Origin of the sequence: Agromyces lapidis (assembly GCF_009749405.1) — a bacterium.
Classification (GTDB): domain Bacteria; phylum Actinomycetota; class Actinomycetes; order Actinomycetales; family Microbacteriaceae; genus Agromyces; species Agromyces lapidis.
The window spans coordinates 673,979-696,782 of the sequence record NZ_WBIQ01000001.1 but is presented as its reverse complement, the minus strand read 5'-3'; the positions used below and the strand labels follow the sequence as shown (position 1 = coordinate 696,782).

Below are 22,804 nucleotides of genomic sequence, written 5' to 3'. Positions count from 1 at the left end.
GGCGGATGCCGCGTGCCACGCGGCATCCGCCCCCTTTTCGTCGTCGGATTAGCCCGCGAGTGCCGGCTGCGCCCGCGCGTCGAGCCCGGCGCGCACCGCGCGCGTCGCCTCGAGGATGTTCTCGAGCGAGGCGACGGTCTCGTCGTAGCCGCGCGTCTTCAGGCCGCAGTCGGGGTTCACCCAGAGCCGCGACGCCGGGATCTCGGCGACCGCGCGCTCGAGGAGCGCCTGCACCTCGGCCGTCGACGGCACGCGCGGCGAGTGGATGTCGTAGACGCCCGGGCCGATGCCGTGGTCGAACCCGCTCGTCGCGAGGTCGTCGACGACCTCCATGCGGCTGCGGGCCGCCTCGATCGAGGTGACGTCGGCGTCGAGGTTCTTGATCGCGTCGATGACGACGCCGAACTCCGAGTAGCAGAGGTGCGTGTGCACCTGCGTCGCCGCCGCCGCGCCCGCCGTGGCCAGCTTGAACGAGCCGACCGACCAGTCGAGGTACGCCGGCTGGTCGGCGAGCTTCAGCGGCAGCAGTTCGCGGAGCGCCGGCTCGTCGACCTGGATGACCTTGATTCCCGCCTGCTCGAGATCGGCGATCTCGTCGCGCAGCGCGAGCGCCACCTGGCGCGCGGTGTCGCCGAGCGGCTGGTCGTCGCGTACGAACGACCACGCGAGGATCGTCACCGGGCCGGTCAGCATGCCCTTGACGGGCTTCTCGGTCAGCGACTGCGCGTACGACGACCACTCGACGGTCATCGGGGCCGACCGCGAGACATCCCCCCAGAGGATCGAGGGACGCGTGCAGCGCGAACCGTACGACTGCACCCAGCCGTGCTCGGTGACGGCGAAGCCGTCGAGCAGCTCGGCGAAGTACTGCACCATGTCGTTGCGCTCGGGCTCGCCGTGCACGAGCACGTCGAGGCCGATCTCCTCCTGGAGGCGCACGACCCGCTCGATCTCCTCGCGCATGAGCTGCGCGTAGCCGTCGGAGTCGAGCTCCCCCTTGCCGAGCCGGGCTCGGGCACGGCGGATGTCGCTCGTCTGCGGGAACGAACCGATCGTCGTGGTCGGCAGCTCGGGCAGCTCCAGCTCGGTCTGCGCGGCGACGCGGGCGGCGTAGTCACCGCGGTCGAAGTCGCCGCCGACGAGCGCCGAGAGACGGTCGCGCACCGCGGGCACGCGCACGCCGGGTGCGGCGCTGCGGTCGGCGAGGGCGGCGGATGCCTCGTCGAGCTCGGCGGCGATCGCGTCGCGCCCCTCAGCGAGCCCGCGCGCGAGGGTCGCGACCTGGGCGACCTTCTGGTCGGCGAAGGCGAGCCACGAGACGAGGCGGGCGTCGAGCGCCTGCTCGTCCTCGACGTCGTGGGGCACGTGCAGCAACGAGGTCGAAGTCGACACCGCGACGCTGCCCGAGAGTCGCTGCACCGCGGTGACGCGATCGAACGCGTCCGCGAGGTCGCCGCGCCAGATGTTGTGACCGTCGACGACACCCGCGACGAGCGTCTTCGCGGCGAGCGCCTCGGCGGTGACGGGGTCGAGGCTCTCGGGCAGGGAACCGCGCACGAGGTCGAGCGAGATCGCCTCGACGGGAGTCGCGGCGAGCACCGGCAGCGCGTCGTCGAGCGAGCCGTAGGGCGCGGCGACGAAGATCGCCGGGCGCTCCTCCTGCGCGCCGAGCGCGTCGTAGGCCGCGGCGGCCGACTCGAGCACGCGGGCGCGCGGCTCGTCGATCGACTCGCTCACGAGTGCGGGCTCGTCGAGCTGCACCCATGCGGCGCCGGCGCGGGCGAGCTCGGCGAGCAGCGATTCGTAGACCGGAACGAGCTCGGCGAGCCGGTCGATCGGGCGGAAGCCCTCGGGGGCGTCGTCGGCGGCCTTCGCGAGCAGCAGGAAGGTCACCGGACCGACGACGACGGGGCGCGTGAGGAAGCCCTGCGCCTTCGCCTCGGCGAACTCGGCGAGGATTCGCTCGGCGTGCAGCGAGAAGGAGGTGTCGGGGCCGATCTCGGGCACGAGGTAGTGGTAGTTCGAGTCGAACCACTTCGTCATCTCGAGCGGGGCGTCGTCGCCGACGCCGCGGGCGATCGTGAAGTACGCGCCGAGGTCGACGCTGCCGTCGTCGCCGAGGAACCGGGCGAAGCGCGTCGGCACCGCGCCCACGGCGACCGCGGCGTCGAGCACCTGGTCGTAGAACGAGAACGACTCGGGGATCGCCGAACCGGTGCGGTCGAGCCCCTGAGCCGCGAGCCGCTCGCGGGTGGCCGAGCGCAGCTCGGCGGCGGTCGCCTCGAGCTCGTCCGCGTCGATCGTGCCGGCCCAGAACGCCTCGACGGCGCGCTTGAGCTCACGACGTCGGCCGATCCGGGGGTAGCCCAGGATGGTGCCGGTGGGGAAGGCGGGTGCGGTCATCGTGCGGTGTTCCTCTCATTGACGAGCTGGGTTGAGACGCCGAGGTCGAGCCGGGCGAGCACGCCCAGCACGGCCTCGTGACGATTGAAGGTGTAGAGGTGCAGTCCGGGCGCACCGCCCGCGAGCACCCCGGCGGCGAGCTGCGCCGCGTAGGCGACCCCGAGCTCCGCCTGGGTCCCGGGATCGGGTTCGATCTCGAGGTCGATGGCGAGCTCGGACGGCGCCTCGACCCCGGTGAGCTCGGCGAGCCGGGCGAGCCTGGCCGGCGTCGTGACGGGCATGATGCCGGGCAGGATCGGGATGGTGACGCCTGCGGCGCGGGCTCGGTCGACGTAACCGAGGTAGTCGTCGGCGTGCCAGAACAGCTGCGTGATCGCGAGGGTCGCCCCAGCGATCTCCTTCGCGAGCAGGGCGTCGACGTCTTGATGGGCGCTCCGAGAACGCGGATGCCCCGTGGGGAACGCCGCGACCGCGACGCGCTCGGGCCGGGGCCGCTCGCGGATGCGCGATGCCCCGGGAACGCCCGGCACGCCGACCTGGGCGAACGGCTCCCGCTCCTCTTGGACCCGGTGGATGAGCTGCACCAGTTCGGCCGCGCTGCCGAGGTCGCCGATGCCCGCGTCGGGGCCGGCTCCCGTCGGCGGGTCGCCGCGCAGTGCGAGGAAGCTCGTCACCCCGGCGTCGAGGAACTCGCGCACGAGCCGGTTCGCCTCCTCGTGCGAGGATCCGACGCAGGTGAGGTGCGCCATCGGCTCGACGGCGGTGTGCTCGAGCATGTAGCGGAGCACCGTCAGCGAGCGGTCGCGCGACGAGCCGCCGGCGCCGAACGTCACCGAGATGAACGCGGGATCGGCCTCGGCGAGCCGGTCGATCGTGCGGCCGAGCGCGAGCGCCGCGGCATCCGATCGAGGCGGGAACAGCTCGAACGAGACCGGCGGGCGCGCCCGGCGATCCCCATCCCTGGGGTCGGAACCGGTGGCTGCCATGGGACTCCTGCGTGGCGCAGCCGATGCGGCGGAAGCGCGGCAGGCCGCGTCCCCCGGCCGGTATCGGCGGGTGGGTCTCGCGGGCGGGTGCCGGGCTCGGCGGTCGCTCCTGGTGCCCGGCATCCGGCCGTGCACCGACGATCAGGAGCGACGATACGCGCCGATCGGAGCCGCCGAGCCTCTATGACGCGAGGTGACGCAGAGTGACGCCGAAGGGCTCGACGTGTTGCGCGATCAGGCCTCGACGGCGGCCGCGAACCCGGCCAGCTGGGCCGAGAGCTCGGGCGACACGAGCGCGCGCACACGGGTGCCCGCCTCGAGGTAGTCGACCGAGAGCACCCGGCCGGTCTCGTGCAGCGTCGACACGACGTCGCCCCGGTCGTAGGGCACGACGAGGTCGATCTCGACCGCCGGGTCGGGCAGCATGCGCGTGATCGCCGCGAGCACCTCGTCGATGCCCTCGCCCGTGCGCGCCGAGGCGAACACGGCGCCGGGCTCGAGCCCGCGCAGCACCAGGCGGTCTTCGGGCGTCACGAGATCGGCCTTGTTGAAGACGATCAGCTCGGGGATGTCCCGTGCGCCGACCTCGCCGATGACGTCGCGCACCGTGGCGATCTGCCCGGCCGGGTCGGGGTGGGCCGCGTCGACGACGTGCACGATGAGGTCGGAGTCGCCGACTTCCTCGAGGGTCGAGCGGAACGCCTCGACGAGCTGGTGCGGGAGGTTGCGCACGAAACCGACGGTGTCGGCGAGCGTGTACACGCGGCCGTCGGCGGTCGTGTTGCGACGCACCGTGGCGTCGAGAGTCGCGAACAGCGCGTTCTCGACGAGCAGGCCCGCGCCCGTGATGCGGTTGAGCAGGCTCGACTTGCCGGCGTTCGTGTACCCGGCGATCGCGACCGAGGGGATGGCGTTGCGCTTGCGGTTCGCGCGCTTCGCATCGCGGGCGGGCTTCATGCCCGCGATCTGCTTGCGCAGCTTCGCCATTCGCGAGTGGATGCGGCGACGGTCGAGCTCGATCTTCGTCTCACCCGGGCCGCGCGAGCCCATGCCCGCACCGGCGCTGCCGACCTGACCGCCGGCCTGACGCGACATCGACTCGCCCCAGCCGCGCAGACGCGGCAGCAGGTACTCGAGCTGTGCGAGTTCGACCTGGGCCTTGCCCTCGCGGCTTTTCGCGTGCTGGCTGAAGATGTCGAGGATGACGGCCGTGCGGTCGATCACCTTCACCTTGACGGCGTCTTCGAGCGCACGCCGCTGGCTCGGGGCGAGCTCGGTGTCGGCGACGACCGTGTCGGCGCCGAGCGAGGCGACGATGTGACGCAGCTCTTCGACCTTGCCGCGACCGAGGTAGGTGCTCGGGTCGGGGTGCGGGCGCCGCTGCAGCACGCCGTCGAGCACGCGCGCGCCCGCCGTCTCGGCGAGGGCAGAGAGTTCGCGCATCGAGTTCTCGGCGTCGTCGAGCGAGCCCTGCGAGTACACGCCGATGAGCACCACGTTCTCGAGCCGGAGCTGCCGATACTCGACCTCGGTGACGTCTTCGAGTTCGGTCGAGAGCCCGGCCACGCGACGCAGCGCTGCGCGCGCGTCGCGGTCGAACTGCTCGCCGTCGGTGTCGGCGCCCGCGGCGCCTTCGGATCCGTGCTCCATGAGCGCCTCGGCGGAGCCGGAGCCGAACCGGGTCAGCCCGGCCTTCGACTCAGCGCCGCGCAGCACCCGCTCGACGGCGTCGTCTGCGGTGGTCTGTTCGGCTTCATTCATCACGTTCAAGACTAGTTCCAATCGCTGCGATAGGTTCCCTGTATGAGTTCCGACCACTATTTCTCCGCGTCACCGTCGAGCAGTTCGCGCACCCGCACCATCCGCGCGACCCTCGCCGGCCGCGAGGTCGAACTCACGACCGCGGGCGGAGTCTTCAGCCCCGAGCACCTCGATCAGGGCACTCGTGCGCTGCTCGACCATGTGCCCGCTCCCCCGGTGTCGGGCGATCTGCTCGACCTCGGGTGCGGTTGGGGTCCGATCGCGCTCTCGCTCGCGCTCCAGTCGCCGGATGCCACCGTGTGGGCCGTCGATGTCAACGAACGCGCGCTCGAACTCACGCGGCAGAACGCCGCACGACTCGGTGTCACGAATCTCAACGCCGTGCTGCCCGACGATGTTCCCGAAGCGGTGCGGTTCGCCGCGATCTGGTCGAACCCGCCGATCCGCGTCGGCAAGGCCGAGCTGCACGCACTGCTCACCCGCTGGCTCCCGCGCCTCGACGGCGCCGTCGACGCGGCAGCCTGGCTCGTCGTCGCGAAGCACCTCGGCGCCGAGTCGCTGCAGCGCTGGATCGGCGCCGAACTCGGGCTCGACGTCGAGCGCGCCGCGAACGCGAAGGGCTTCCGCGTGCTGCGGGTCGCGCACGCGGCATCCGCCTGACCCATTCGCCCGCGCCGGAACACCCGACGCACGGCCGAGGCCCCGGGGTTTCCGCCCGAGGTCGGAGGCATGCACGCCGCGGGTCCTCCCGCGAGCACCGTTCGCTCAGGCGAGCGTGAGCACGCCGTCGAAGACGAGTTCGGCCGGCCCTGCGAGTGCCACGTGCTCGCCGTCGGCGGCCTCGAACATGCGCACGCCGAGCACGCCGCCAGGCACCTGCACGCGCCAGTCGTTCGGCGCCGAGGCGCCCGCCCAGTGCCGCACCGCGAGCGCCGAGGCGACGGCGCCGGTGCCGCACGAGAGCGTCTCGCCCGAACCGCGCTCGTGAACGCGCATGCGGATGCGCCCCACCCCGTCTTCGACGAGCGGCTCGGCGGGCACGACGAACTCGATGTTCGCGCCGGCCTCGGGCTCGGGGTCGAGGATCGGCGAGTAGGCGAGGTCGAGGCCCTCGAGCTCGTCGTCGTCGGCGAGGGCGACGACCACGTGCGGGTTGCCCACGTCGATGCCGAGGCCGGGCCTGGCCACTGGCAGCTGCTTGGCGCGCACGAGCGGCTCGCCGCCGGCGAGGCGCCACGGTCCGAGGTCGACCTGGAAGCCCGTCGCCGTGCGCGTGACGAGTCGGACGCCCGCGCGCGTGCCGATCGCGATCTCGGCGCCCGGGTGCAGCTCGGCGAGCCCCTGGTCGAGCAGGTAGCGCACGAAGACCCGGATGCCGTTGCCGCACATCTCGGAGACGGTGCCGTCGGCGTTCCAGTAGTCCATGAACCACACCGCACGCGGATCGGCCGCGAGGGCCGCCGCACCGTCGTCGAGGTTCTGCGAGCGCACCGCGCGGATGACGCCGTCGGCGCCGACGCCGTAATGCCGGTCGCACACCGCGGCGATCTGCGTCGGCGACAGCTCGTTCTCACCCTCGGGATCGCTGAAGAGCACGAAGTCGTTACCCGTGCCCTGGCCCTTGGTGAATCGCAGATCGAACGGCATGCGACTCAGTCTAGGGCGGCCTGGCGGGCCAGTTCGGCGCCCCGGGCGACGACGTCGTCGGCGTCGATCACGACCGCGTCGCGATAGCGCTTGAACCAGCCCACCTGGCGTCTCGCGTAGGTGCGGGTGAGCTGCTGCGTCTCGGCCACGGCCTCGGCGCGAGGCATCCGCCCCTGCAGCTCGGCGAGCGCCTGCGCGTAACCGATGGCCTTGCGCGCGGTGACGCCGCGCTCGATTCCCAGCGGCACGAGGCCGCGCACCTCGTCGACGATGCCGAGCCGCCACATCTCGTGCACGCGCTCGTCGAGCCGCTCGACGAGCGTCGCGCGATCGGCGCGCAGGTGCACGATGCGATGCTCGCGCCACGGCACCGGCTCGTCGGGCAGTCGGGCCGCCGCCGGCTCCCCCGTGACCTCGATCACCTCGAGCGCGCGCACCACGCGGCGGCCGTTCTGCGGGTCGACCTTCGCCGCCGTCTCGGCGTCGATGTCGCGCAGGCGCGCATGCAGCATTCCGGGCCCGTGTTCTTCGAGCTCGGCCTCGAGGCGCGCGCGCACCACCGGGTCGGTGCCGGGGAAGCGGAAGTCGTGGATGACCGAGGAGACGTAGAGCCCCGATCCGCCGACGAGGAGGGCGACGGCACCGCGGGCGATGATCTCGTCGATGCGCGCTCGTGCGAGGGTCTGGTACTCGGCGACCGAGGCCTCGTCGGTGACGTCGAGCACGTCGAGCAGGTGATGGGGCACGCCGCGGCGCTCGACCGGCGAGAGCTTCGCGGTGCCGATGTCCATGCCGCGGTAGAGCTGCATGGCGTCGGCGTTCACGACCTCGGCACCGCGCCCGGTGCGCTCGATCGCCTCGGCGAGGTCGAGTGCGAACGCCGACTTGCCGGTGCCGGTGGCGCCGACGACGGCGACGAGGCTCACGTCAGCGCTGACCGTCGGTCGGGTCGTAGATCGGCATGGTGCCGACCCCCGGCGAGACGAGTGGCTCGCTGCCGCGCACGCGCAACGAGGGCAGGCCGAGCGAGACACGGCCCTGGGTCGCAGTCGCGCTCGAACCGGTCGTGGGCACGCCGCAGCTCTCGGCCTGCGCGCGGTCCCACGCGTCGCCCGCGCGGGTGCGCCGCACGCGGAGCGGTGCGTCGTCGGTGGAGTCGGCGATGAGGTGGAACGGCGCCGCCTGCGTGATCACGACCGACACGACGTCGCCCGGGCGCGGCAGTTCGGAACCCTCGGGCACCTCGAAGTGCACGAGACGGCTGTCTTCGGCGCGGCCGCTGAGGCGGTGCGTCTCTGCGTCCTTCTTGCCCTCGCCGTTCGCGACGAGCACCTCGACCGCGCGGCCGACGAGCTGCTGGTTCTCCTCCCAGGAGATGCGCTCCTGGAGTGCGATCAGTCGCTCGTAGCGCTCCTGCACGACCTCCTTCGGAACCTGGTCTTCCATGGTCGCCGCGGGCGTGCCGGGGCGGATCGAGTACTGGAAGGTGAACGCCGAGGCGAAGCGTGCGGCCTCGACGACCCGCATGGTCTCGAGGAAGTCCTCTTCGGTCTCGCCGGGGAACCCGACGATGATGTCGGTCGAGATCGCCGCGTTCGGGATCTTCGCGCGCACCCGGTCGAGGATGCCGAGGAACTTCTCGGAGCGGTACGAGCGGCGCATCGCCTTGAGGATGCGGTCGGAACCCGACTGGAGCGGCATGTGCAGCTGCGGCATCACATTGGGCGTCTCGGCCATCGCGTCGATCACGTCGTCGGTGAAGGCGGCGGGGTGCGGGCTCGTGAATCGGATGCGCTCGAGTCCGTCGATCTGCCCGGCAGCGCGCAGCAGCTTGCCGAACGCCTGACGGTCGCCGAACTCGACGCCGTAGGAGTTCACGTTCTGGCCGAGCAGGGTCACCTCGATCGCGCCGTCGTCGACGAGCGCCTGGATCTCGGCGAGGATCTCGCCCGGACGGCGGTCCTTCTCCTTGCCGCGGAGCGCGGGCACGATGCAGAAGGTGCAGGTGTTGTTGCAGCCGACCGAGATCGACACCCAGCCGCTGTAGCTCGAGTCGCGCTTGGTCGGCAGCGTCGAGGGGAACACCTCGAGCGAGTCGAGGATCTCGAGCTGCGCCTCGTCGTTGTGGCGGGCGCGCTCGAGCAGGCTCGGCAGTGCGCCCATGTTGTGCGTGCCGAACACGACATCGACCCACGGGGCCTTCTCGAGGATGAGGTTCTTGTCCTTCTGGGCGAGGCAGCCGCCGACGGCGATCTGCATTCCCGCGTGGCGACGCTTGACCCCCGCGAGATGGCCGAGGTTGCCGTAGAGCTTGTTGTCGGCGTTCTCGCGCACGGCGCAGGTGTTGATCACGACGATGTCGGGTTCGCTGCCTTCGGCGGGCACGTAGCCGGCGGCCTCGAGCGATCCGCTGAGCCGTTCGGAGTCGTGGACGTTCATCTGGCAGCCGAAGGTGCGGACCTCGTAGGTGCGCGGCGCGGGCATCGTCGCCTCGGCGCGGGCGACCTCGTGAATGGTGCTCATGATCGCACCAGTTTACGAGCCCTCGCCGGACAGTGCCGCCGTCACCGCCTCGCGCACGACGTTGCCGGGATAGCCGCGGCGCTGGAGGAATGCCGACAGACGGCGCTCGGCGGTCTGCCGGTCGAGGCCGCGGAGCTGGCGGGCGCGACGCTCGGCGACGACTCGGGCGTTCTCGAGCTCGGTCTCTGGGTCGAGATCTTCGACCGCGGCCCGCGCGAGCGCCGCGTCGACGCCACGGCGACCCAGCTCTTGCAGGAGGGCGCCGCTGCCCTTGCCCTTTCGCACGCCCTGGCTGTGCACCACCTGCTCGGCGAGACGTGCGTCGTCGAGGTAGCCGAGCCGTTCGTAGCGCTCGATCCACTGCTCGATCTCGACTTCGTCGAGCCCGTGCTCGGCGAGCACCGAACGCACCTCGGAGACGGAGAGGGCCGAGCGACTCAGCCTCGAGACGACGAGTCGATCGATACGCGCGTCGCGCTCGACGCCCGACTCGTCGGGCTCGCCCTCGGGGGCGCTGCCGAAGTGGGCACTCCGGGCGGCTCGCGACCGTTTCGAACCCGTGTCGCGAGCGGCGACCGGCTCACTCGGCTCCTCTTCGCCGAACCAGCGGTCGGGAACCTCGTTGCCGGCGGCGTGCTCGGCGAACGCCTCGGATGCCCGACGAGGGCGGCGCGCCGGTGCAGATCGACTCGCCGCCGAACCCTCGTCGGGACGTTCTTCGCTCGTGGGTGCGGCGTCGTGCCGCACCCACGGCAGGTAGGTGACCGGGGCGAGGTGCTCGGACGACGGGTCGCGCATGCTGCCCTCATTCCCGGTCATCGTGTACTGCTCGCCGCTCAGGCGCCCTTGCGCTTCGCGGTGATCGACTCGACGTTCGTCGGGGCCACCGCGGCAGCCGCCGCCCCCGCCTGCCCGATGCCGAGCTTCACGAGGATCTTCTGCTCGATGTCGGCCGCGATGTCGGGGTTGGAGAGCAGGAAGTTGCGGGCGTTCTCTTTACCCTGACCCAGCTGGTCGCCGTCGTAGGTGTACCAGGCACCCGACTTCTTGACGATGCCCTGGTCGACGCCGTAGTCGATGAGGCTGCCCTCACGCGAGATGCCGACCCCGTAGAGGATGTCGAACTCGGCCTGCTTGAAAGGCGGGGCCATCTTGTTCTTGACGATCTTCACGCGGGTGCGGTTGCCGACCGCCTCGGTGCCGTCTTTCAGGGTCTCGATGCGACGGATGTCGAGGCGGACCGAGGCGTAGAACTTCAGCGCCTTGCCGCCCGCGGTCGTCTCGGGGCTGCCGAAGAACACGCCGATCTTCTCGCGCAGCTGGTTGATGAAGATCATCGTGGTGTTGGTCTGGTTGAGGCCACCGGTCAGCTTGCGCAGCGCCTGCGACATGAGTCGGGCCTGGAGGCCGACGTGGGAGTCTCCCATCTCGCCCTCGATCTCGGCCCGCGGCACGAGCGCTGCCACCGAGTCGATGACGATGAGGTCGATCGAGCCGGAGCGCACGAGCATGTCGGCGATCTCGAGTGCCTGCTCACCCGTGTCGGGCTGCGAGACGAGCAGCGCGTCGATGTCGACGCCCAGCTTCTTGGCGTACTCGGGATCGAGCGCGTGCTCGGCGTCGACGAAGGCGGCGATGCCGCCGGCACGCTGGGCATTGGCGATCGCGTGGAGCGTGAGCGTGGTCTTGCCCGAGGACTCGGGACCGTAGATCTCGACGATGCGGCCGCGCGGGAGCCCGCCGACGCCGAGTGCGACGTCGAGGGCGATCGAACCGGTGGGGATGACCTCGACGGGGGCGCGGTCTTCGCTGCCGAGGCGCATGACCGATCCCTTGCCGAACTGGCGGTCGATCTGCGCGAGTGCGGCTTCGAGTGACTTCTCGCGGTCTGCGGGTGATGCCATGATGTGGGCTCCTTCGATGCTCGTGTGCTGCTGCCTCTAGGCTGTCGTTCCACGTTGCGGGCCCCGGCTGACCGGTGCTGACCCGCGGCGTCTCGCGACAAGGCGGTTGCGGTGTGTTGCGACGAGTCGACCGTATGGCCGGCCACCGACATCGCTGCCCGAGACGGGCGGAATGTGGATGGCTTCGCCGTTCCTCCTGCTGTTGAGGAGCCTAACGCAGAACCCGAACGAATGTTCGAACCGACACTCCGCGTGTCGAACGCGTCTTCGGCACGACGAGCCGGGTCAGCGCGCGGAGCCGCCCCGCGCCTCGCCCGGCGTCGGGCGGCCTGCGCCGTGCCGGTGCGACTCGGGGACATCCGTCGCCTCGCAGAGCGCGAGCCAGACCTCGCGCGGCCGGATGCCGGCGGCGAGCGCCTCGCGCGCGGTGCGCCCGCCGAGCGAGGCGAGCACGAGATCGTTCACGACGACCCCGCCGTACCCTGCGCCGAACTCGGCGTCGACGGCGATCTGGAACTCGCTGAGCTTCACGGAACCTCCCGGACATGGCTTCGGCCGGTCCGAAGACCGGCCGAAGCGTGTGAAGACGATCGGGTCGCCGTGCTCAGCGGACCATCATCTCGGCGTCGAACTCGGCGACGAGCTCGTCGGGCAGGCTGTCGGGCACCACGGAGAGGCCCTCGAGCACTGCGATGCGGTCGCCGACCTCGTGCATGATCACCGAGATGGGCGTGTCGAGCGCCTCGGCGACCGAGGCGAGGATCTCGGAGGAGGCCTCTTTCTGACCACGCTCGACCTCGCTCAGGTAGCCCAGAGCCACGCTCGCCTTGGACGCGACCTGCCGGAGCGTTCGCCCCTTCTGCAGGCGGAAGTCCCTCAACACATCGCCGATCTCCTGTCGAACCAGAACCATCGGGGAACCTCCTTCTACACTGCCTTCGACTCCGCCGGAGCCGGAAACGGGAGCGTCAGTCTACCTGATGCTCGTGGCTTCCAATCTAGCGTCGCACACTGGGGCTTTCGTGTGAACCTGCCACATGTAACAGGGTGTTCACGAAGACTATTCCGCTACCCCCGTTCTTCCTCCCAAGCGGGCAGCGAGGCGGTGATCGGTTCGGCTCCGGATGCCTCGAAGCGGGCCTTGCGACGCTTCAGCCACACCCCGAGCACGATGATGATCGCGAGCGCCGAGTACGCGACGATCGCGAACGGGCTGTGCACGAGGTACGCGAGGTCGCCCTGGCTGATGGCCATCGACTTGCGCAGCTGCTCCTCCGCCATCGGCCCGAGGATGCCGCCGACGACCATGGGCGCGACCGGGTACCCGTAGCGCCGCATGAGGAACCCGATGAGCCCGACGAGGAGCAGCACGAAGGTGTCGAACACGTTGAAGTGCAGGGCGTACGCGCCGAGTCCGGCGAACGCGAGGATGCCGGCGTAGAGGTACGGGCGCGGGATGCGCAGCACCTTGACCCACATGCCGACGAGCGGCAGGTTGAGCACGAGCAGCATCACGTTGCCGATGTAGAGGCTCGCGATGAGCGCCCACACGAGCCCCGACTGGTTCTCGAACAGCATCGGCCCCGGGCGGATGCCGTAGGACTGGAACGCCGAGATGATGATCGCCGCCGTCGCCGTCGTCGGCAGGCCCAGCGTGAGCAGCGGCACGAGCACGCCCGCCGCGGCCGCGTTGTTCGCGGCCTCGGGACCGGCGACGCCCTCGATCGCGCCCCGACCGAACTCGGCGCGGGCGTTGCCCTTCGCGAGCTTGCGCTCGGTCGCGTACGACAGGAACGTCGCGACATCCGCACCGCCGGCCGGGATCGTGCCGATCGGGAACCCGATCGCCGTGCCCCGCAGCCACGGCCGCCACGACCGTGCGAGGTCGCGACGCGACATCCAGCTGCGCCACCCCTTCGTCACCGGGATGACCCGCACCGGGCCGTGCCGGAGCCGCGACGCGACGTAGAGGGTCTCGCCGAGGGCGAAGAGCCCGACTGCGATGATGACGACGTCGATGCCGTCGGCGAGGCTCGGCACGCCGAGCGTGTAGCGCTGCTGCCCCGAGAGCACCTCGGTGCCGATGAGGCCGAGGAACAGTCCGAGGCCCAGTGAGACGAGCCCGCGCGGCACGCTCTGCCCGAGCAGCGCCCCGACGGTGAGGAACGCGACCACGATGAGGGCGAAGTAATCGGCCGGACCGAGCTGCACCGCGAGCTTCGAGATGCCCGGCGCCAGGAAGGTCAGGGCGAGGGTCGCCGCGGTGCCCGCGACGAAGGAGCCGAGCGCGGCGGTCGCGAGCGCCGCGGCGCCCCGCCCCGCCTTCGCCATGCGATTGCCCTCGAGCGCGGTCACGATCGACGACGACTCCCCCGGCGTGTTCAGGAGGATCGACGTCGTCGACCCGCCGTACATGCCGCCGTAGTAGATGCCGGCGAAGACGATGAGCGCCCCGGTGGGGTCGAGCGAGTAGGTGAGCGGCAGGAGCAGCGCGACGGTCATCGCCGGGCCGATGCCGGGCAGCACGCCGACGGCGGTGCCGATGAAGACGCCGAAGAGCGCGTAGAGCAGGTACTGCGGCTGGAGGGCGGTGGCGAAGCCCTCGAGCAGTGCGGTGAGGCTATCCATGGAAGATCGGGGTCCAGTCGAGAAGGGGGCCCGCGGGCAGCGACAGCCCGAGCCAGGCCCCGAAGACGAGTTGCGTCACGAGCCCGAGACCCGCGCCTGCGGCGAGCGCGGCCCACCAGCGCTTCGCGCCGAGCGACCAGGCGGCACCGGCGAAGAGCACCATGACCGCGACCGGCCAGCCGGCGAGCTCGATGAGCACGAGCTGCGAGCAGAAGCAGACGACGAGCTTGCCGACCGTCAGCCAGTCGGTCGGGGCATCGGGGTCGATGTCCTCGCCGTCGTCGGGCGTGCCGCGCTGCCCGCGCAGCACCTGGCCGATCACGACGAGGGATGCCACGAGCAGCAGCACTCCGACGGCGTACGGGAACACCCGGGGCCCGAGCACGCTGGCCGAGCCCGGCGGCACCCTGATGAACCCGGCGCCCACGATCGTGTAGACGCCGATGGCCGCGCAGATCCCGGCGAAGACGAATTCGCCGACGGGCGGGCGGGTGCGGTTCGCGGCGCCCGAGGGGGTTCCCCCCGACGTGGGGGCGTCGGGGGGAACCGGGATCGGAACGGTCACTGGGAGACCAGGCCGATCGTCTGGAGGGTCGAGGTCACCTCGGCGATGTCGCTCGTGAGGAAGTCGTCGAAGTCGCCGCCGGTGAGGAACGCGTCGCTCCATCCCTTCTCCTCGAGGGCCCGGGTCCAGCCGCCGGAGGCGTGCATCTCGGTCGCGAGCTCGGTGAGCGCGGCCTTCTCCTCGTCGGAGATGCCGCCCGGCGCGAGCACGCCGCGCCAGTTCGTGAGCTCGACGTCGTAGCCCTCCTCGACGAGCGTGGGCGTGTCGGCCAGCAGCTCGACCCGCTCGGGCGAGGAGACCGCGAGCGCGCGCAGTTCGCCCGCCTCGATCTGCTCGACGAACTCGCCCACCCCCGAGATCCCCGCCTGCACGGTGTTGCCGAGCAGCATCGTGACGGCCTCGCCGCCGCCCGAGTTCGGGATGTAGTTGAGCGTCGTCGGCACGTCTGCCGCGTCGACCCCGGCCTCGACGAGGAGCATGCCCGCGAGGATGTGGTCGGCGCCCCCGGCCGAGCCGCCCGTGACCGAGATCGCGGCGCCCTCCTCGAGGATCGCGTCGACGAGGTCGTCGGTGGTCTCGTACGGCGAGTCGGCGGGCACGACGAGCACGAGGGCCTCCTCGGTGAGCCGCGCGATCGGCGTCGTGTCCTCGATGCGGCTGGCCGAGGCGTTCGTCTCGACCGCGCCGACCATGACGAGCCCGGTGACCATGAGCGTCGCCGGATCCTGCTCGTTCGCGAGGGCGGCGAGCCCCACGGTGCCGCCGGCCCCGCCGATGTTCTCGACGGGCGCCGAGCCCACGAGGTCCTCATCGGTCAGCACCTGCGACATCGCGCGGGCGGTCTGGTCCCAGCCGCCGCCGGGGTCGGCCGGGGCGATCAGGTCGACGGACTCGAGGGCGACGGCCTCGCCGTCACCACCGGCCGAGTCGTCGCCGGACGCGGGGGTGCTGCACGCCGCGAGGGCGAGCACGCCCGCGAGGCCGAGACCGAGGCCCGCGAGTCCGCGGCGAAGCGCGGGACGACCGGACGTGCTGCGGAAGTGGACGGCCGAGGTGCTCGGCCCGCTGCGAGATCGCAATTCTCCTCCTTGAGCGCCCGACGGCTTCGACGGGCGACGATCGATTCGGCTCGACGCTAGAGACGACGCCCGCCCGGCGGAATGCTGCGGTCGTAACGGTCGTAGTGGTCGTTTCGGACGCTTCGGTCGTACTGGTCGATTCGGTCGTATTGGTCGCGGTCCTCGTGCCGTCGGCGGCTCCTGCGTGCGTCACACTGGTCAGGTGGTCCGGTCGATGACGCTTGGCATGCAGCTGCTGCTGCTGCAGCTCGCCATCGTGCTCGTCACGGTCGTCGGCACGGGCCTCACCGCGATGTGGTTGCAGGAGCAGCAGCTCCGCGAGGCCTACCAGGACCGAATGATCGCGGTCGCGCAGTCGGTGGCGGGGTTGCCCGTCATCACCTCCGCCTTCGACGACGCCGACCCCGCCGCAACGATCCAGCCGGTCGCCGAGGTCGTGCGCGAGGCATCCGATGTCACCTACGTCGTCGTGTCGGACGATGCGGGCATCCGCTACTCGCACCCGAACCCAGATCGCATCGGCGAGAAGGTGTCGACCGACCCCGCCATCCCCCTCTCGGGCGAGATCTACGTGGGCACCCAAACGGGCACGCTCGGCGAGTCGTGGCGCGTGAAGGTGCCGATCTTCGACGAGGACGGCGAGGTCATGGGGCAGGTCTCGGTCGGGATCCTCGAATCCGAGCTCCGCGCCGACTTCCTCGGCGACCTCACGCTGCTGCTCGTCGCCCTCGTCATCGCCGCCGTGATCGGCGTCATCGGCTCCACCTGGATCGGGCGGCTCATCCGGCGCCGCATCTACGGTCTCGAGCCCGACGAGATCCGCGCCATGCTCGAGACGCGAGAAGCGATGCTGCACGGGATACGCGAGGGCCTCGTCGCCGTCGACGACCGCGGCCGAGTGGTGCTCGTGAACGATGCCGCCGCGCGGCTCCTCGATCTCGACTCGACCGCCGAGGTAGTGGGCCGACGGGTCGACGAGGTGCTCGACCCCGAGCTCGCCCGCTTCATCATCTCGGGCGAGGATCGCGAGAGCCCCGTGCTCTCGGGCGAACGCGTGCTGCTCGTGCACGGCGACCGGGTGCGCGTCGACGGGCGCGAGATCGGCTCGATCGCCATCCTCCGCGACCGCACCGAGCTCGAGACGACGCTGCGCGAGCTCGAGGGCGCGCAGAGCCTCGCCGACGGCCTGCGCGCGCAGTCGCACGAGTTCTCGAACAAGCTGCACGTGGTGAGCGGGCTGCTCGAGCTCGGTCACCTCGACGCCGCGCTCGAGTTCATCGAACGCGTCGGCAGCGGCGGGGCGCTCTCGACGCTCGACGACCACGACGGCCTCGCCGACCTCGAGATCGCCGCCCTCGTGCTCGCGAAGCGCACCCGCGCGCAGGAGCTCGGCATCGCCGTCGAGCTCGCCCCGACGGCGCACCTCGACGCCGCCCGCGGCGGCGAGCCCCGCACCGAGCTCGTGACGATCGTCGCGAACCTCCTCGACAACGCGATCGAGGCGTGCGTGCTCGGCGGCCGCATCGTGCTCGACGTGCGCGACGACCTCGAGCCGGGGGTCGTGGTCGTGCGGGTCGACGACGACGGGCCGGGCGTGCCGACCGTGCAGCGCGAGGCGATCTTCGAACCGGATGTCTCGGGCAAGGCCCCCGTGCCCGGCAAGGCCAGGCGCGGCATCGGCCTCGCGATCGTGCAGCGCATCGCGCACCGTCTCGGCGGCGAGGCGCGGGTCGACGACTCGCCGTCGGGCGGCGCCCGCTTCACCGTGCGGCTGCCCTGGGTCGGCGCCGGGTCGGGCGGCGGCGCAGCCATCGCCTCGGATGCCTCGACGGGGGCCGCCCGATGACCCCGGTTGCTCCCGCCGCCCCGACCGGTGACGCGCTCCGCGTCGTGGTCGTCGACGACGATCTCGCCGTCGCCCGCGTCAACCGTGCCTTCGTCGCCGCCCACCCGGGGTTCACGGTCGTCGCCGAAGCGCACACCGGGGCCGACGCGCTCACCGCGATCGCGCGACTCCGCCCCGACCTCGTCCTCCTCGACATCTATCTGCCCGATCTCGGCGGACTCGACGTGCTGCGCCGCCTGCGCGCCGCCGGCGACGAGGTCGAGGTGATCGCGGTCACCGCGGCCCGCGATCTCGACACGGTGCGCACGGCGCGACTGCTCGGAGTGCGCCACTACCTCGTCAAGCCGTTCTCGGGCGCGAGTCTCGGCGACCGTCTCGACGAGGTGCGACGCGGCATCGCCGCGGATCGCGCCGCGCCCGCCGCGCTCGACCAGCGCGCCGTCGACGAGGCGCTCGGCTCGGCGCCCGTTCGGCGCGGCGCCCTGCCGAAGGGGCTCTCGGCCGTGAGCCTCGAGCGGGTCGCCTCAGGTCTCGCCGCCCGCACGGGCGACGCCTCGGCGGCCGAGATCGCCGAGGCACTCGGCATGTCGCGGGTGAGCGCGCGGCGCTACCTCGAGCATCTCGTGGCGACCGGCGCTGCGGAGGTCGCGCCGCGCTACGGCTCGGCCGGACGCCCCGAGCACCGGTACCGGGTGCCCCGGTAGCCGATCAGTCGGCGCCGAGGCGGCGCAGGGCGTGCTCGACGAGCGCTCGAACCGTCGCACGGCGGATCTCGGCACGGTCGCCCGAGAACGCGAGCTCGACCGCCTCGGTCGCGTCGGCGTCGCCGTCGCCGAACGAGAGCCCGAGGTAGACGGTTCCCGGTGGGTGTCCGCCCTGCCAGTCGGGTCCGGCGACGCCCGTCGTCGCGAGGCCCACGTCGGCCGGGCGCGCCTCGATCGCGAGCGCCGTGCGCACACCGCGCGCCATCTGGCGGGCCACCTCGGGGTGCACCGGGCCCTCGCGGGCGAGCAGCTCGCCGTCGACCCCGAGCAGCGATCGCTTCACCGCGGTGTCGTACGCGACCACGCCGCCCGAGACCACGGCCGACGCCCCGGGCACCGAGGTGAGTTCTGCCACGACGAGCCCGCCCGTGAGCGACTCGGCGACGGCGATGCGAAGGCCCCGCCGGGTCAGCAGTTCGATGAGCGACCTGGTCGACGCATCGATGCGAGGCATCCGATCGACCGGGTCGGCATTCACGACGACGCTCAGCTCTCGGCGCCCGCGCCCCGCGCGAGGCGCACCGCGTCGCGCACGTAGAGGAGGCCCGACCACAGCGTGAGCACGAGCGCGAGCCCCATCGCCACCCAGTTCACCCACAGCACCCAGTCGCCGAGGATCGTCCACAGCGGGACGAGCGCGAGCGAGATCGCGACCGCCTGCACGACCGTCTTGAGCTTGCCGCCCGAGGATGCCGGCACGACGTTGCCGCGGCGCAGCTCGACGAGGCGCCACACGGTGATGCCGACCTCGCGCACGATGATGAGGATCGTCACCCACCACCACAGCTCGCCGAGGATCGAGAGGCACACGAGGGCGCCGCTCGTCAGCAGCTTGTCGGCGATCGGGTCGAGGATCTTGCCGAGGTCGGTGACGAGCCCCCGCGAACGTGCGATGTGCCCGTCGATGCCGTCGGTCGCGATCGCCACGATGAACAGCGCCGCCGCCCACCAGCGCAGGGGTCCGTCGGCGCCGTCATCGGCGAGGAGCAGCCAGAAGAACACGGGCGCGGCCAGGATGCGCACCACGGTGATGGCGTTGGGAAGGTTCCAGTTCGCCGATCGCCCGGGGGTGCCGGCGGAGGAGGTCATACGCCCAAGGATAGCGGCCGATCAGTCGCGGCCGGTGAGCCCCCAGGCGTCTTCGTCGCCGTCGGCCTCGACCTCTTCGAGCCCCTCGGGGATGCGCCCCACCGGGTCGTCGTAGCGCTCGTCGGGTACGTCGTACGCGTCGTTCGACGGGGCCGGCATCGACTGGGCCTGCATCGACTGGGGTGCGGCAGGCGCGCCCTGCGGTGCAGCGACCGGTGCGCTCGGCCCGCTCGGCTCGCCGCGCAGCTTCGCGAGCACGCCGGGCAGCTGCTCGGCGGTCACAAGTACGTCGCGCGCCTTCGACCCCTCCGAGGGGCCGACGATCTCGCGTGACTCGAGCAGGTCCATGAGGCGCCCGGCCTTCGCGAAGCCCACCCGGAGCTTGCGCTGCAGCATCGAGGTCGAACCGAACTGCGTCGACACCACGAGCTCGGCCGCGGCGAGCAGCAGTTCGAGGTCGTCGCCGATATCGGAGTCGATCTCCTTGCGTTCGACGGCGGCCGCCACATCTTGCCGGTATTCGGGCCGCGCCTGACGCGTCACATGCGTGACGACCTTCTCGATCTCGGCCTCGGTGACCCACGCGCCCTGCACGCGCAACGGCTTCGACGCCCCCATCGGCAGGAACAGCGCGTCGCCCTGGCCGATCAGCTTGTCGGCGCCCGGCTGGTCGAGGATGACGCGCGAGTCGGTGACGCTCGTCACCGCGAACGCGAGCCGCGACGGCACGTTCGCCTTGATGAGGCCGGTCACGACGTCGACCGAGGGCCGCTGCGTCGCGAGCACGAGGTGGATGCCCGAGGCGCGCGCGAGCTGCGTGATGCGAACGATCGAGTCCTCGACGTCGCGCGGAGCGACCATCATGAGGTCGGCGAGCTCGTCGACCACGACGAGCAGGTACGGATACGGCTTGAGCTTGCGCTCGCTGCCCGCCGGCAGGATGATCTCGTCGTTCACGACGGCCTTGTTGAAGTCGTCGATGTGGCGGAACCCGAACGACGCGAGGTCGTCGTACCGCATGTCCATCTCCTTCACGACCCACTGCAGCGCCTCGGCCGCCTTCTTCGGGTTCGTGATGATGGGTGTGATGAGGTGCGGCACGCCCGCGTACGGGGCGAGCTCGACGCGCTTCGGGTCGATGAGCACCATGCGCACGTCGGAGGGCTTCGCCCGCATGAGCAGGCTCGTGATCATCGAGTTCACGAAGCTCGACTTGCCCGAACCGGTCGAACCGGCGACGAGCAGGTGCGGCATCTTCGCGAGGTTCGCGATGACGTACCCGCCGCCGACGTCTTTGCCGACGCCGATCGTCATCGGGTGCTTCGCCCCCACCGATGCCTGCGAACGCAGCACATCGCCGAGGGTGACCGTCTCGCGGTCGGCGTTCGGGATCTCGACACCGATCGCGCTCTTACCCGGGATCGGCGAAAGGATGCGCACCTCGTTCGAGGCGACCGCGTACGAGAGGTTCTTCGAGAGCGCGGTGACCCGCTCGACCTTCACGCCCGGGCCGAGCTCGATCTCGTACTGCGTGACCGTCGGGCCGCGCGAGAAGCCCGTGACCTTCGCGTCGACCGAGAACTGCTCGAGCACCCCGGTGATCTGACGCACGACCTCGTCGTTGGCCTGCGAACGCGTCTTCGCCGGCGGACCCGCCGCGAGCGTCGACGCCGACGGCAGGAAGTAGGGCCGGTCGGGCGTCTCGGTCCCGCCGTCGAACTCGGACGCCTCTGCGGCGAGCGCATCGGCCATCGGGGAGTCGCCCGTGAAATCGGCCGCGGCGTCGTAGAGCGGCACCGCCTGGGTCGCCCCTGCGTCGTCGCCCCGAAGACCCCGGCCCGTCTGCGGCGCCTCACCGGTGAACTGCTGCAGCGCCGACTCGGCCCGCTCGAGCTCGCCGAGCACCTCGGTGCCGTACGCGCCGCCGATCCCGGCGGCAACCGCACCGGCGCCGCCCGCGCCCTCGATCGGGCTGTCGAAGCTGCCCGCGGCCGAACCCTGGCCGAATACCTCGGTGAGCCCCTCGACGCCGGGCGCCTCGAACTCGGGGTCCTCCTCGCGGTTCGACGCATTGCGGCGCCACCACGGGAGGAGGCCCGCGGGCTCCTCCTCGCCGTCGCCGTCGATGCCGTCGAGTTCGGTCTGCACGCTCTTGCGCCGGTCGCGCCGAGAGGGCTTCGGCGTGTCATCCGGCTCTGCCTGCTGCGCCTCGTCGGGCGCCCCGAACAGCCACGCGTACAGCTCGCGGAACCGCGCCGGAATACGGTTCGGCGGCGTCTTGGTGATGATGAGGAGCGACAGCACCACGAGCAGGATCACCACGATCGTCGCCCCCACCTCGGTGATGAGGAGGATGAGCGGGGCCGCGAGCATCCAGCCGAGGATGCCGCCGGCGCGCGCGAGCACGGCCATGCCCTGGCTCGGTTCGGGCTGGCCGCCGAAGATGTGGCAGAGCGCCGAGACGCTCACGAGCAGGATGCCGAGCCCGATGCCGATGCGCGTGTTGTCGTGCACCGAGCTCGGATGCCGGAACAACCAGACGGCGAAGATCAGCATGATCACGGGGAGCGCGAACGCGACGCGGCCGAACAGGCCGCCGAAGCTCCACGAGTCGAGGGTCTGCGCGACCGGTTCGTTGATGAAGAACCACTCGACGACGGCCCCGGCGATCGCCAGCACCACGATGAAGAACGGCAGGCCGTCGCGACGCTCTTCTTTCTGCAGGGTCTCGGGACCGAGCGCGCGCGCCGCGCCGCCGGCGAGGTGGGCGAGGCCCATCCACGCCTTCACGAGGAAGTTCGGGCCGGTCGGCTGCGCCGCGGGCTTCTTCGCCGATGAGCCGCGCGTCGTCTGCGCGGGCAGCTTCTTGGTCGGGGCCGTGCGCGAGCCACCGCCGCGGGACGAGGTGCCCGAGGCGCGCCCGTTCGACTTGGTGCTCGTAGCCATGGGGTCAACGTTACGGCCGACCGCCGACCCACGCCCGCAACACCGGGCGAGTGTCTGCGATCCGACCCCGGCGGCGCACCACCTCAGGCGAGGGTGCGCACCATCGTGTCGCGCCCGCCGACCGTCTCGACGACCGCGAACCCCTCCGAGCGGTAGAGCACCCCCGCGAAGTTGCCGTGCTCGACGGAGAGCGTCAGCCTCGCGAACCCGGCCGAGCGCGCGGCATCCGCGAGCCCCTGCAGCAGCGACCGCCCGACGCCCTGCGCCCGCCAGAGCGGGCGCACCCCGATGATCAACTCGGGCACGCCCGTCGCGACGAAACCGTGCGCGCGCTGCTCGACCGAGAACAGGCGGTACCAGGCGGCGCCGACCGGTCGCCCGCCGTCGTCGACGGCGACCACGCCGCGATCGGCCGGTCGCTGCCAGCCCGCGATGTAGCCGCGCGAGACGGGGTCGGCGAGCACATCGGGGCGCGGCCGCGTCGCGCCCTGCCGCCAGTTCGCCGCCTCGACGACCATGTCGGCGAGGAACGCCCCGTCGGAGGGGGCGGCTGGGCGCAGCGTGAACGTCGACATGCGCGGATGCTACGACCGGGGTGTTTCGGCCGTGTTTCGTGCGACGCGGGGAGTACCGGGGCGCGCCCGCCGACCGCCGAACCGGGCC

20 protein-coding genes are annotated in these 22,804 nt (G+C 71.5%); 3 read left to right on the top strand and 17 right to left on the bottom strand.

What is annotated here, in order from left to right; all coding sequences use genetic code 11:
• Nucleotides 1-48: 48 nt before the first annotated feature.
• The 3 genes from metE to hflX form a co-directional block, all read right to left on the bottom strand.
• The gene (gene metE, locus GQQ93_RS03060) at nt 49-2,403 is read right to left on the bottom strand and encodes a 5-methyltetrahydropteroyltriglutamate--homocysteine S-methyltransferase (protein WP_157422724.1); all 2,355 of its coding nucleotides are present in this window, start codon (nt 2,401-2,403) and stop codon (nt 49-51) included.
• Nucleotides 2,400-3,389: a methylenetetrahydrofolate reductase gene (locus GQQ93_RS03055; RefSeq protein ID WP_157422723.1), complete on the bottom strand. Its 990-nt coding sequence runs from the start codon at nt 3,387-3,389 to the stop codon at nt 2,400-2,402. The genes metE and GQQ93_RS03055 overlap by 4 nt, the downstream gene beginning before the upstream one ends.
• 234 nt (nt 3,390-3,623) lie before the next feature.
• Nucleotides 3,624-5,150 carry a GTPase HflX gene (gene hflX / locus GQQ93_RS03050; RefSeq protein ID WP_157422722.1) on the bottom strand — a complete coding sequence of 509 codons (1,527 nt, stop codon included), beginning with the start codon at nt 5,148-5,150 and terminating at the stop codon, nt 3,624-3,626.
• Nucleotides 5,151-5,192: 42 nt separating this feature from the next.
• Here hflX and GQQ93_RS03045 point away from each other — a divergent pair, with 42 nt between their 5' ends.
• The gene (locus GQQ93_RS03045) at nt 5,193-5,810 is read left to right on the top strand and encodes a class I SAM-dependent methyltransferase (RefSeq protein ID WP_157422721.1); all 618 of its coding nucleotides are present in this window, start codon (nt 5,193-5,195) and stop codon (nt 5,808-5,810) included.
• A gap of 105 nt (nt 5,811-5,915) precedes the next feature.
• On the opposite strand, the gene dapF is transcribed toward GQQ93_RS03045, so the two are convergent.
• The 10 genes from dapF to GQQ93_RS02995 form a co-directional block, all read right to left on the bottom strand.
• Nucleotides 5,916-6,797, bottom strand: coding sequence for a diaminopimelate epimerase (gene dapF, locus GQQ93_RS03040; RefSeq protein ID WP_157422720.1), 882 nt, complete (start codon nt 6,795-6,797; stop codon nt 5,916-5,918).
• A gap of 5 nt (nt 6,798-6,802) precedes the next feature.
• Nucleotides 6,803-7,723, bottom strand: a complete 921-nt coding sequence (miaA, locus tag GQQ93_RS03035) for a tRNA (adenosine(37)-N6)-dimethylallyltransferase MiaA (protein ID WP_157422719.1) — start codon at nt 7,721-7,723, stop codon at nt 6,803-6,805.
• Nucleotide 7,724: 1 nt separating this feature from the next.
• Nucleotides 7,725-9,320, bottom strand: a complete 1,596-nt coding sequence (miaB, locus tag GQQ93_RS03030; RefSeq protein WP_157422718.1) for a tRNA (N6-isopentenyl adenosine(37)-C2)-methylthiotransferase MiaB — start codon at nt 9,318-9,320, stop codon at nt 7,725-7,727.
• A gap of 12 nt (nt 9,321-9,332) precedes the next feature.
• Nucleotides 9,333-10,139, bottom strand: coding sequence for a regulatory protein RecX (locus tag GQQ93_RS03025; RefSeq protein ID WP_157422717.1), 807 nt, complete (start codon nt 10,137-10,139; stop codon nt 9,333-9,335).
• A gap of 17 nt (nt 10,140-10,156) precedes the next feature.
• On the bottom strand, nt 10,157-11,224 hold the full coding sequence (gene recA, locus GQQ93_RS03020; RefSeq protein ID WP_157422716.1) for a recombinase RecA: 1,068 nt from the start codon (nt 11,222-11,224) through the stop codon (nt 10,157-10,159).
• Between the two features lie 285 nt (nt 11,225-11,509).
• On the bottom strand, nt 11,510-11,755 hold the full coding sequence (locus GQQ93_RS03015; protein ID WP_157422715.1) for a DUF3046 domain-containing protein: 246 nt from the start codon (nt 11,753-11,755) through the stop codon (nt 11,510-11,512).
• Nucleotides 11,756-11,828: 73 nt separating this feature from the next.
• Nucleotides 11,829-12,137 (bottom strand): helix-turn-helix domain-containing protein, encoded by a 309-nt coding sequence (locus GQQ93_RS03010; protein ID WP_157422714.1) that lies wholly within the window; start codon nt 12,135-12,137, stop codon nt 11,829-11,831.
• Nucleotides 12,138-12,292: 155 nt separating this feature from the next.
• The gene (locus GQQ93_RS03005; protein ID WP_157422713.1) at nt 12,293-13,852 is read right to left on the bottom strand and encodes a tripartite tricarboxylate transporter permease; all 1,560 of its coding nucleotides are present in this window, start codon (nt 13,850-13,852) and stop codon (nt 12,293-12,295) included.
• Nucleotides 13,845-14,417: a tripartite tricarboxylate transporter TctB family protein gene (locus tag GQQ93_RS03000; RefSeq protein ID WP_246192034.1), complete on the bottom strand. Its 573-nt coding sequence runs from the start codon at nt 14,415-14,417 to the stop codon at nt 13,845-13,847. Before GQQ93_RS03000 ends, GQQ93_RS03005 begins: the two co-directional genes overlap by 8 nt.
• Nucleotides 14,414-15,496, bottom strand: coding sequence for a Bug family tripartite tricarboxylate transporter substrate binding protein (locus GQQ93_RS02995; protein ID WP_157422711.1), 1,083 nt, complete (start codon nt 15,494-15,496; stop codon nt 14,414-14,416). The genes GQQ93_RS03000 and GQQ93_RS02995 overlap by 4 nt, the downstream gene beginning before the upstream one ends.
• Before the next feature lie 202 nt (nt 15,497-15,698).
• On the opposite strand from GQQ93_RS02995, the gene GQQ93_RS02990 reads away from it, so the two are divergent.
• Together GQQ93_RS02990 and GQQ93_RS02985 are read left to right on the top strand one after the other, a co-directional pair.
• Nucleotides 15,699-17,342: an ATP-binding protein gene (locus GQQ93_RS02990; RefSeq protein ID WP_246192032.1), complete on the top strand. Its 1,644-nt coding sequence runs from the start codon at nt 15,699-15,701 to the stop codon at nt 17,340-17,342.
• Nucleotides 17,339-18,046, top strand: coding sequence for a response regulator (locus GQQ93_RS02985; RefSeq protein ID WP_157422710.1), 708 nt, complete (start codon nt 17,339-17,341; stop codon nt 18,044-18,046). Before GQQ93_RS02990 ends, GQQ93_RS02985 begins: the two co-directional genes overlap by 4 nt.
• Nucleotides 18,047-18,050: 4 nt before the next feature.
• Here GQQ93_RS02985 and GQQ93_RS02980 read toward each other — a convergent pair whose 3' ends face one another.
• From GQQ93_RS02980 to GQQ93_RS02965, 4 genes are all read right to left on the bottom strand, one after another.
• Nucleotides 18,051-18,560 (bottom strand): CinA family protein, encoded by a 510-nt coding sequence (locus GQQ93_RS02980; RefSeq protein WP_157422709.1) that lies wholly within the window; start codon nt 18,558-18,560, stop codon nt 18,051-18,053.
• Between the two features lie 32 nt (nt 18,561-18,592).
• Nucleotides 18,593-19,195 carry a CDP-diacylglycerol--glycerol-3-phosphate 3-phosphatidyltransferase gene (pgsA, locus tag GQQ93_RS02975; RefSeq protein ID WP_157422708.1) on the bottom strand — a complete coding sequence of 201 codons (603 nt, stop codon included), beginning with the start codon at nt 19,193-19,195 and terminating at the stop codon, nt 18,593-18,595.
• A gap of 21 nt (nt 19,196-19,216) precedes the next feature.
• Nucleotides 19,217-22,141: an FtsK/SpoIIIE family DNA translocase gene (locus tag GQQ93_RS02970; protein WP_157422707.1), complete on the bottom strand. Its 2,925-nt coding sequence runs from the start codon at nt 22,139-22,141 to the stop codon at nt 19,217-19,219.
• 83 nt (nt 22,142-22,224) lie between these two features.
• Entirely contained in the window at nt 22,225-22,716 is a 492-nt protein-coding gene (locus GQQ93_RS02965; RefSeq protein WP_157422706.1) for a GNAT family N-acetyltransferase, read from the bottom strand.
• Nucleotides 22,717-22,804: the final 88 nt, after the last annotated feature.

Excerpts from the sequence above, each read along its gene's own strand:
- metE (WP_157422724.1), bottom strand. The coding sequence starts at position 2,403 with ATGACCGCACCCGCCTTCCCCACCGGCACCATCCTGGGCTACCCCCGG.
- GQQ93_RS03055 (WP_157422723.1), bottom strand. The coding sequence starts at position 3,389 with ATGGCAGCCACCGGTTCCGACCCCAGGGATGGGGATCGCCGGGCGCGC.
- hflX (WP_157422722.1), bottom strand. The coding sequence starts at position 5,150 with ATGAATGAAGCCGAACAGACCACCGCAGACGACGCCGTCGAGCGGGTG.
- GQQ93_RS03045 (WP_157422721.1), top strand. The coding sequence starts at position 5,193 with ATGAGTTCCGACCACTATTTCTCCGCGTCACCGTCGAGCAGTTCGCGC.
- dapF (WP_157422720.1), bottom strand. The coding sequence starts at position 6,797 with ATGCCGTTCGATCTGCGATTCACCAAGGGCCAGGGCACGGGTAACGAC.
- miaB (WP_157422718.1), bottom strand. The coding sequence starts at position 9,320 with ATGAGCACCATTCACGAGGTCGCCCGCGCCGAGGCGACGATGCCCGCG.
- GQQ93_RS03025 (WP_157422717.1), bottom strand. The coding sequence starts at position 10,139 with ATGACCGGGAATGAGGGCAGCATGCGCGACCCGTCGTCCGAGCACCTC.
- recA (WP_157422716.1), bottom strand. The coding sequence starts at position 11,224 with ATGGCATCACCCGCAGACCGCGAGAAGTCACTCGAAGCCGCACTCGCG.
- GQQ93_RS03010 (WP_157422714.1), bottom strand. The coding sequence starts at position 12,137 with ATGGTTCTGGTTCGACAGGAGATCGGCGATGTGTTGAGGGACTTCCGC.
- GQQ93_RS03005 (WP_157422713.1), bottom strand. The coding sequence starts at position 13,852 with ATGGATAGCCTCACCGCACTGCTCGAGGGCTTCGCCACCGCCCTCCAG.
- GQQ93_RS02985 (WP_157422710.1), top strand. The coding sequence starts at position 17,339 with ATGACCCCGGTTGCTCCCGCCGCCCCGACCGGTGACGCGCTCCGCGTC.
- GQQ93_RS02980 (WP_157422709.1), bottom strand. The coding sequence starts at position 18,560 with ATGCCTCGCATCGATGCGTCGACCAGGTCGCTCATCGAACTGCTGACC.
- pgsA (WP_157422708.1), bottom strand. The coding sequence starts at position 19,195 with ATGACCTCCTCCGCCGGCACCCCCGGGCGATCGGCGAACTGGAACCTT.
- GQQ93_RS02970 (WP_157422707.1), bottom strand. The coding sequence starts at position 22,141 with ATGGCTACGAGCACCAAGTCGAACGGGCGCGCCTCGGGCACCTCGTCC.
- GQQ93_RS02965 (WP_157422706.1), bottom strand. The coding sequence starts at position 22,716 with ATGTCGACGTTCACGCTGCGCCCAGCCGCCCCCTCCGACGGGGCGTTC.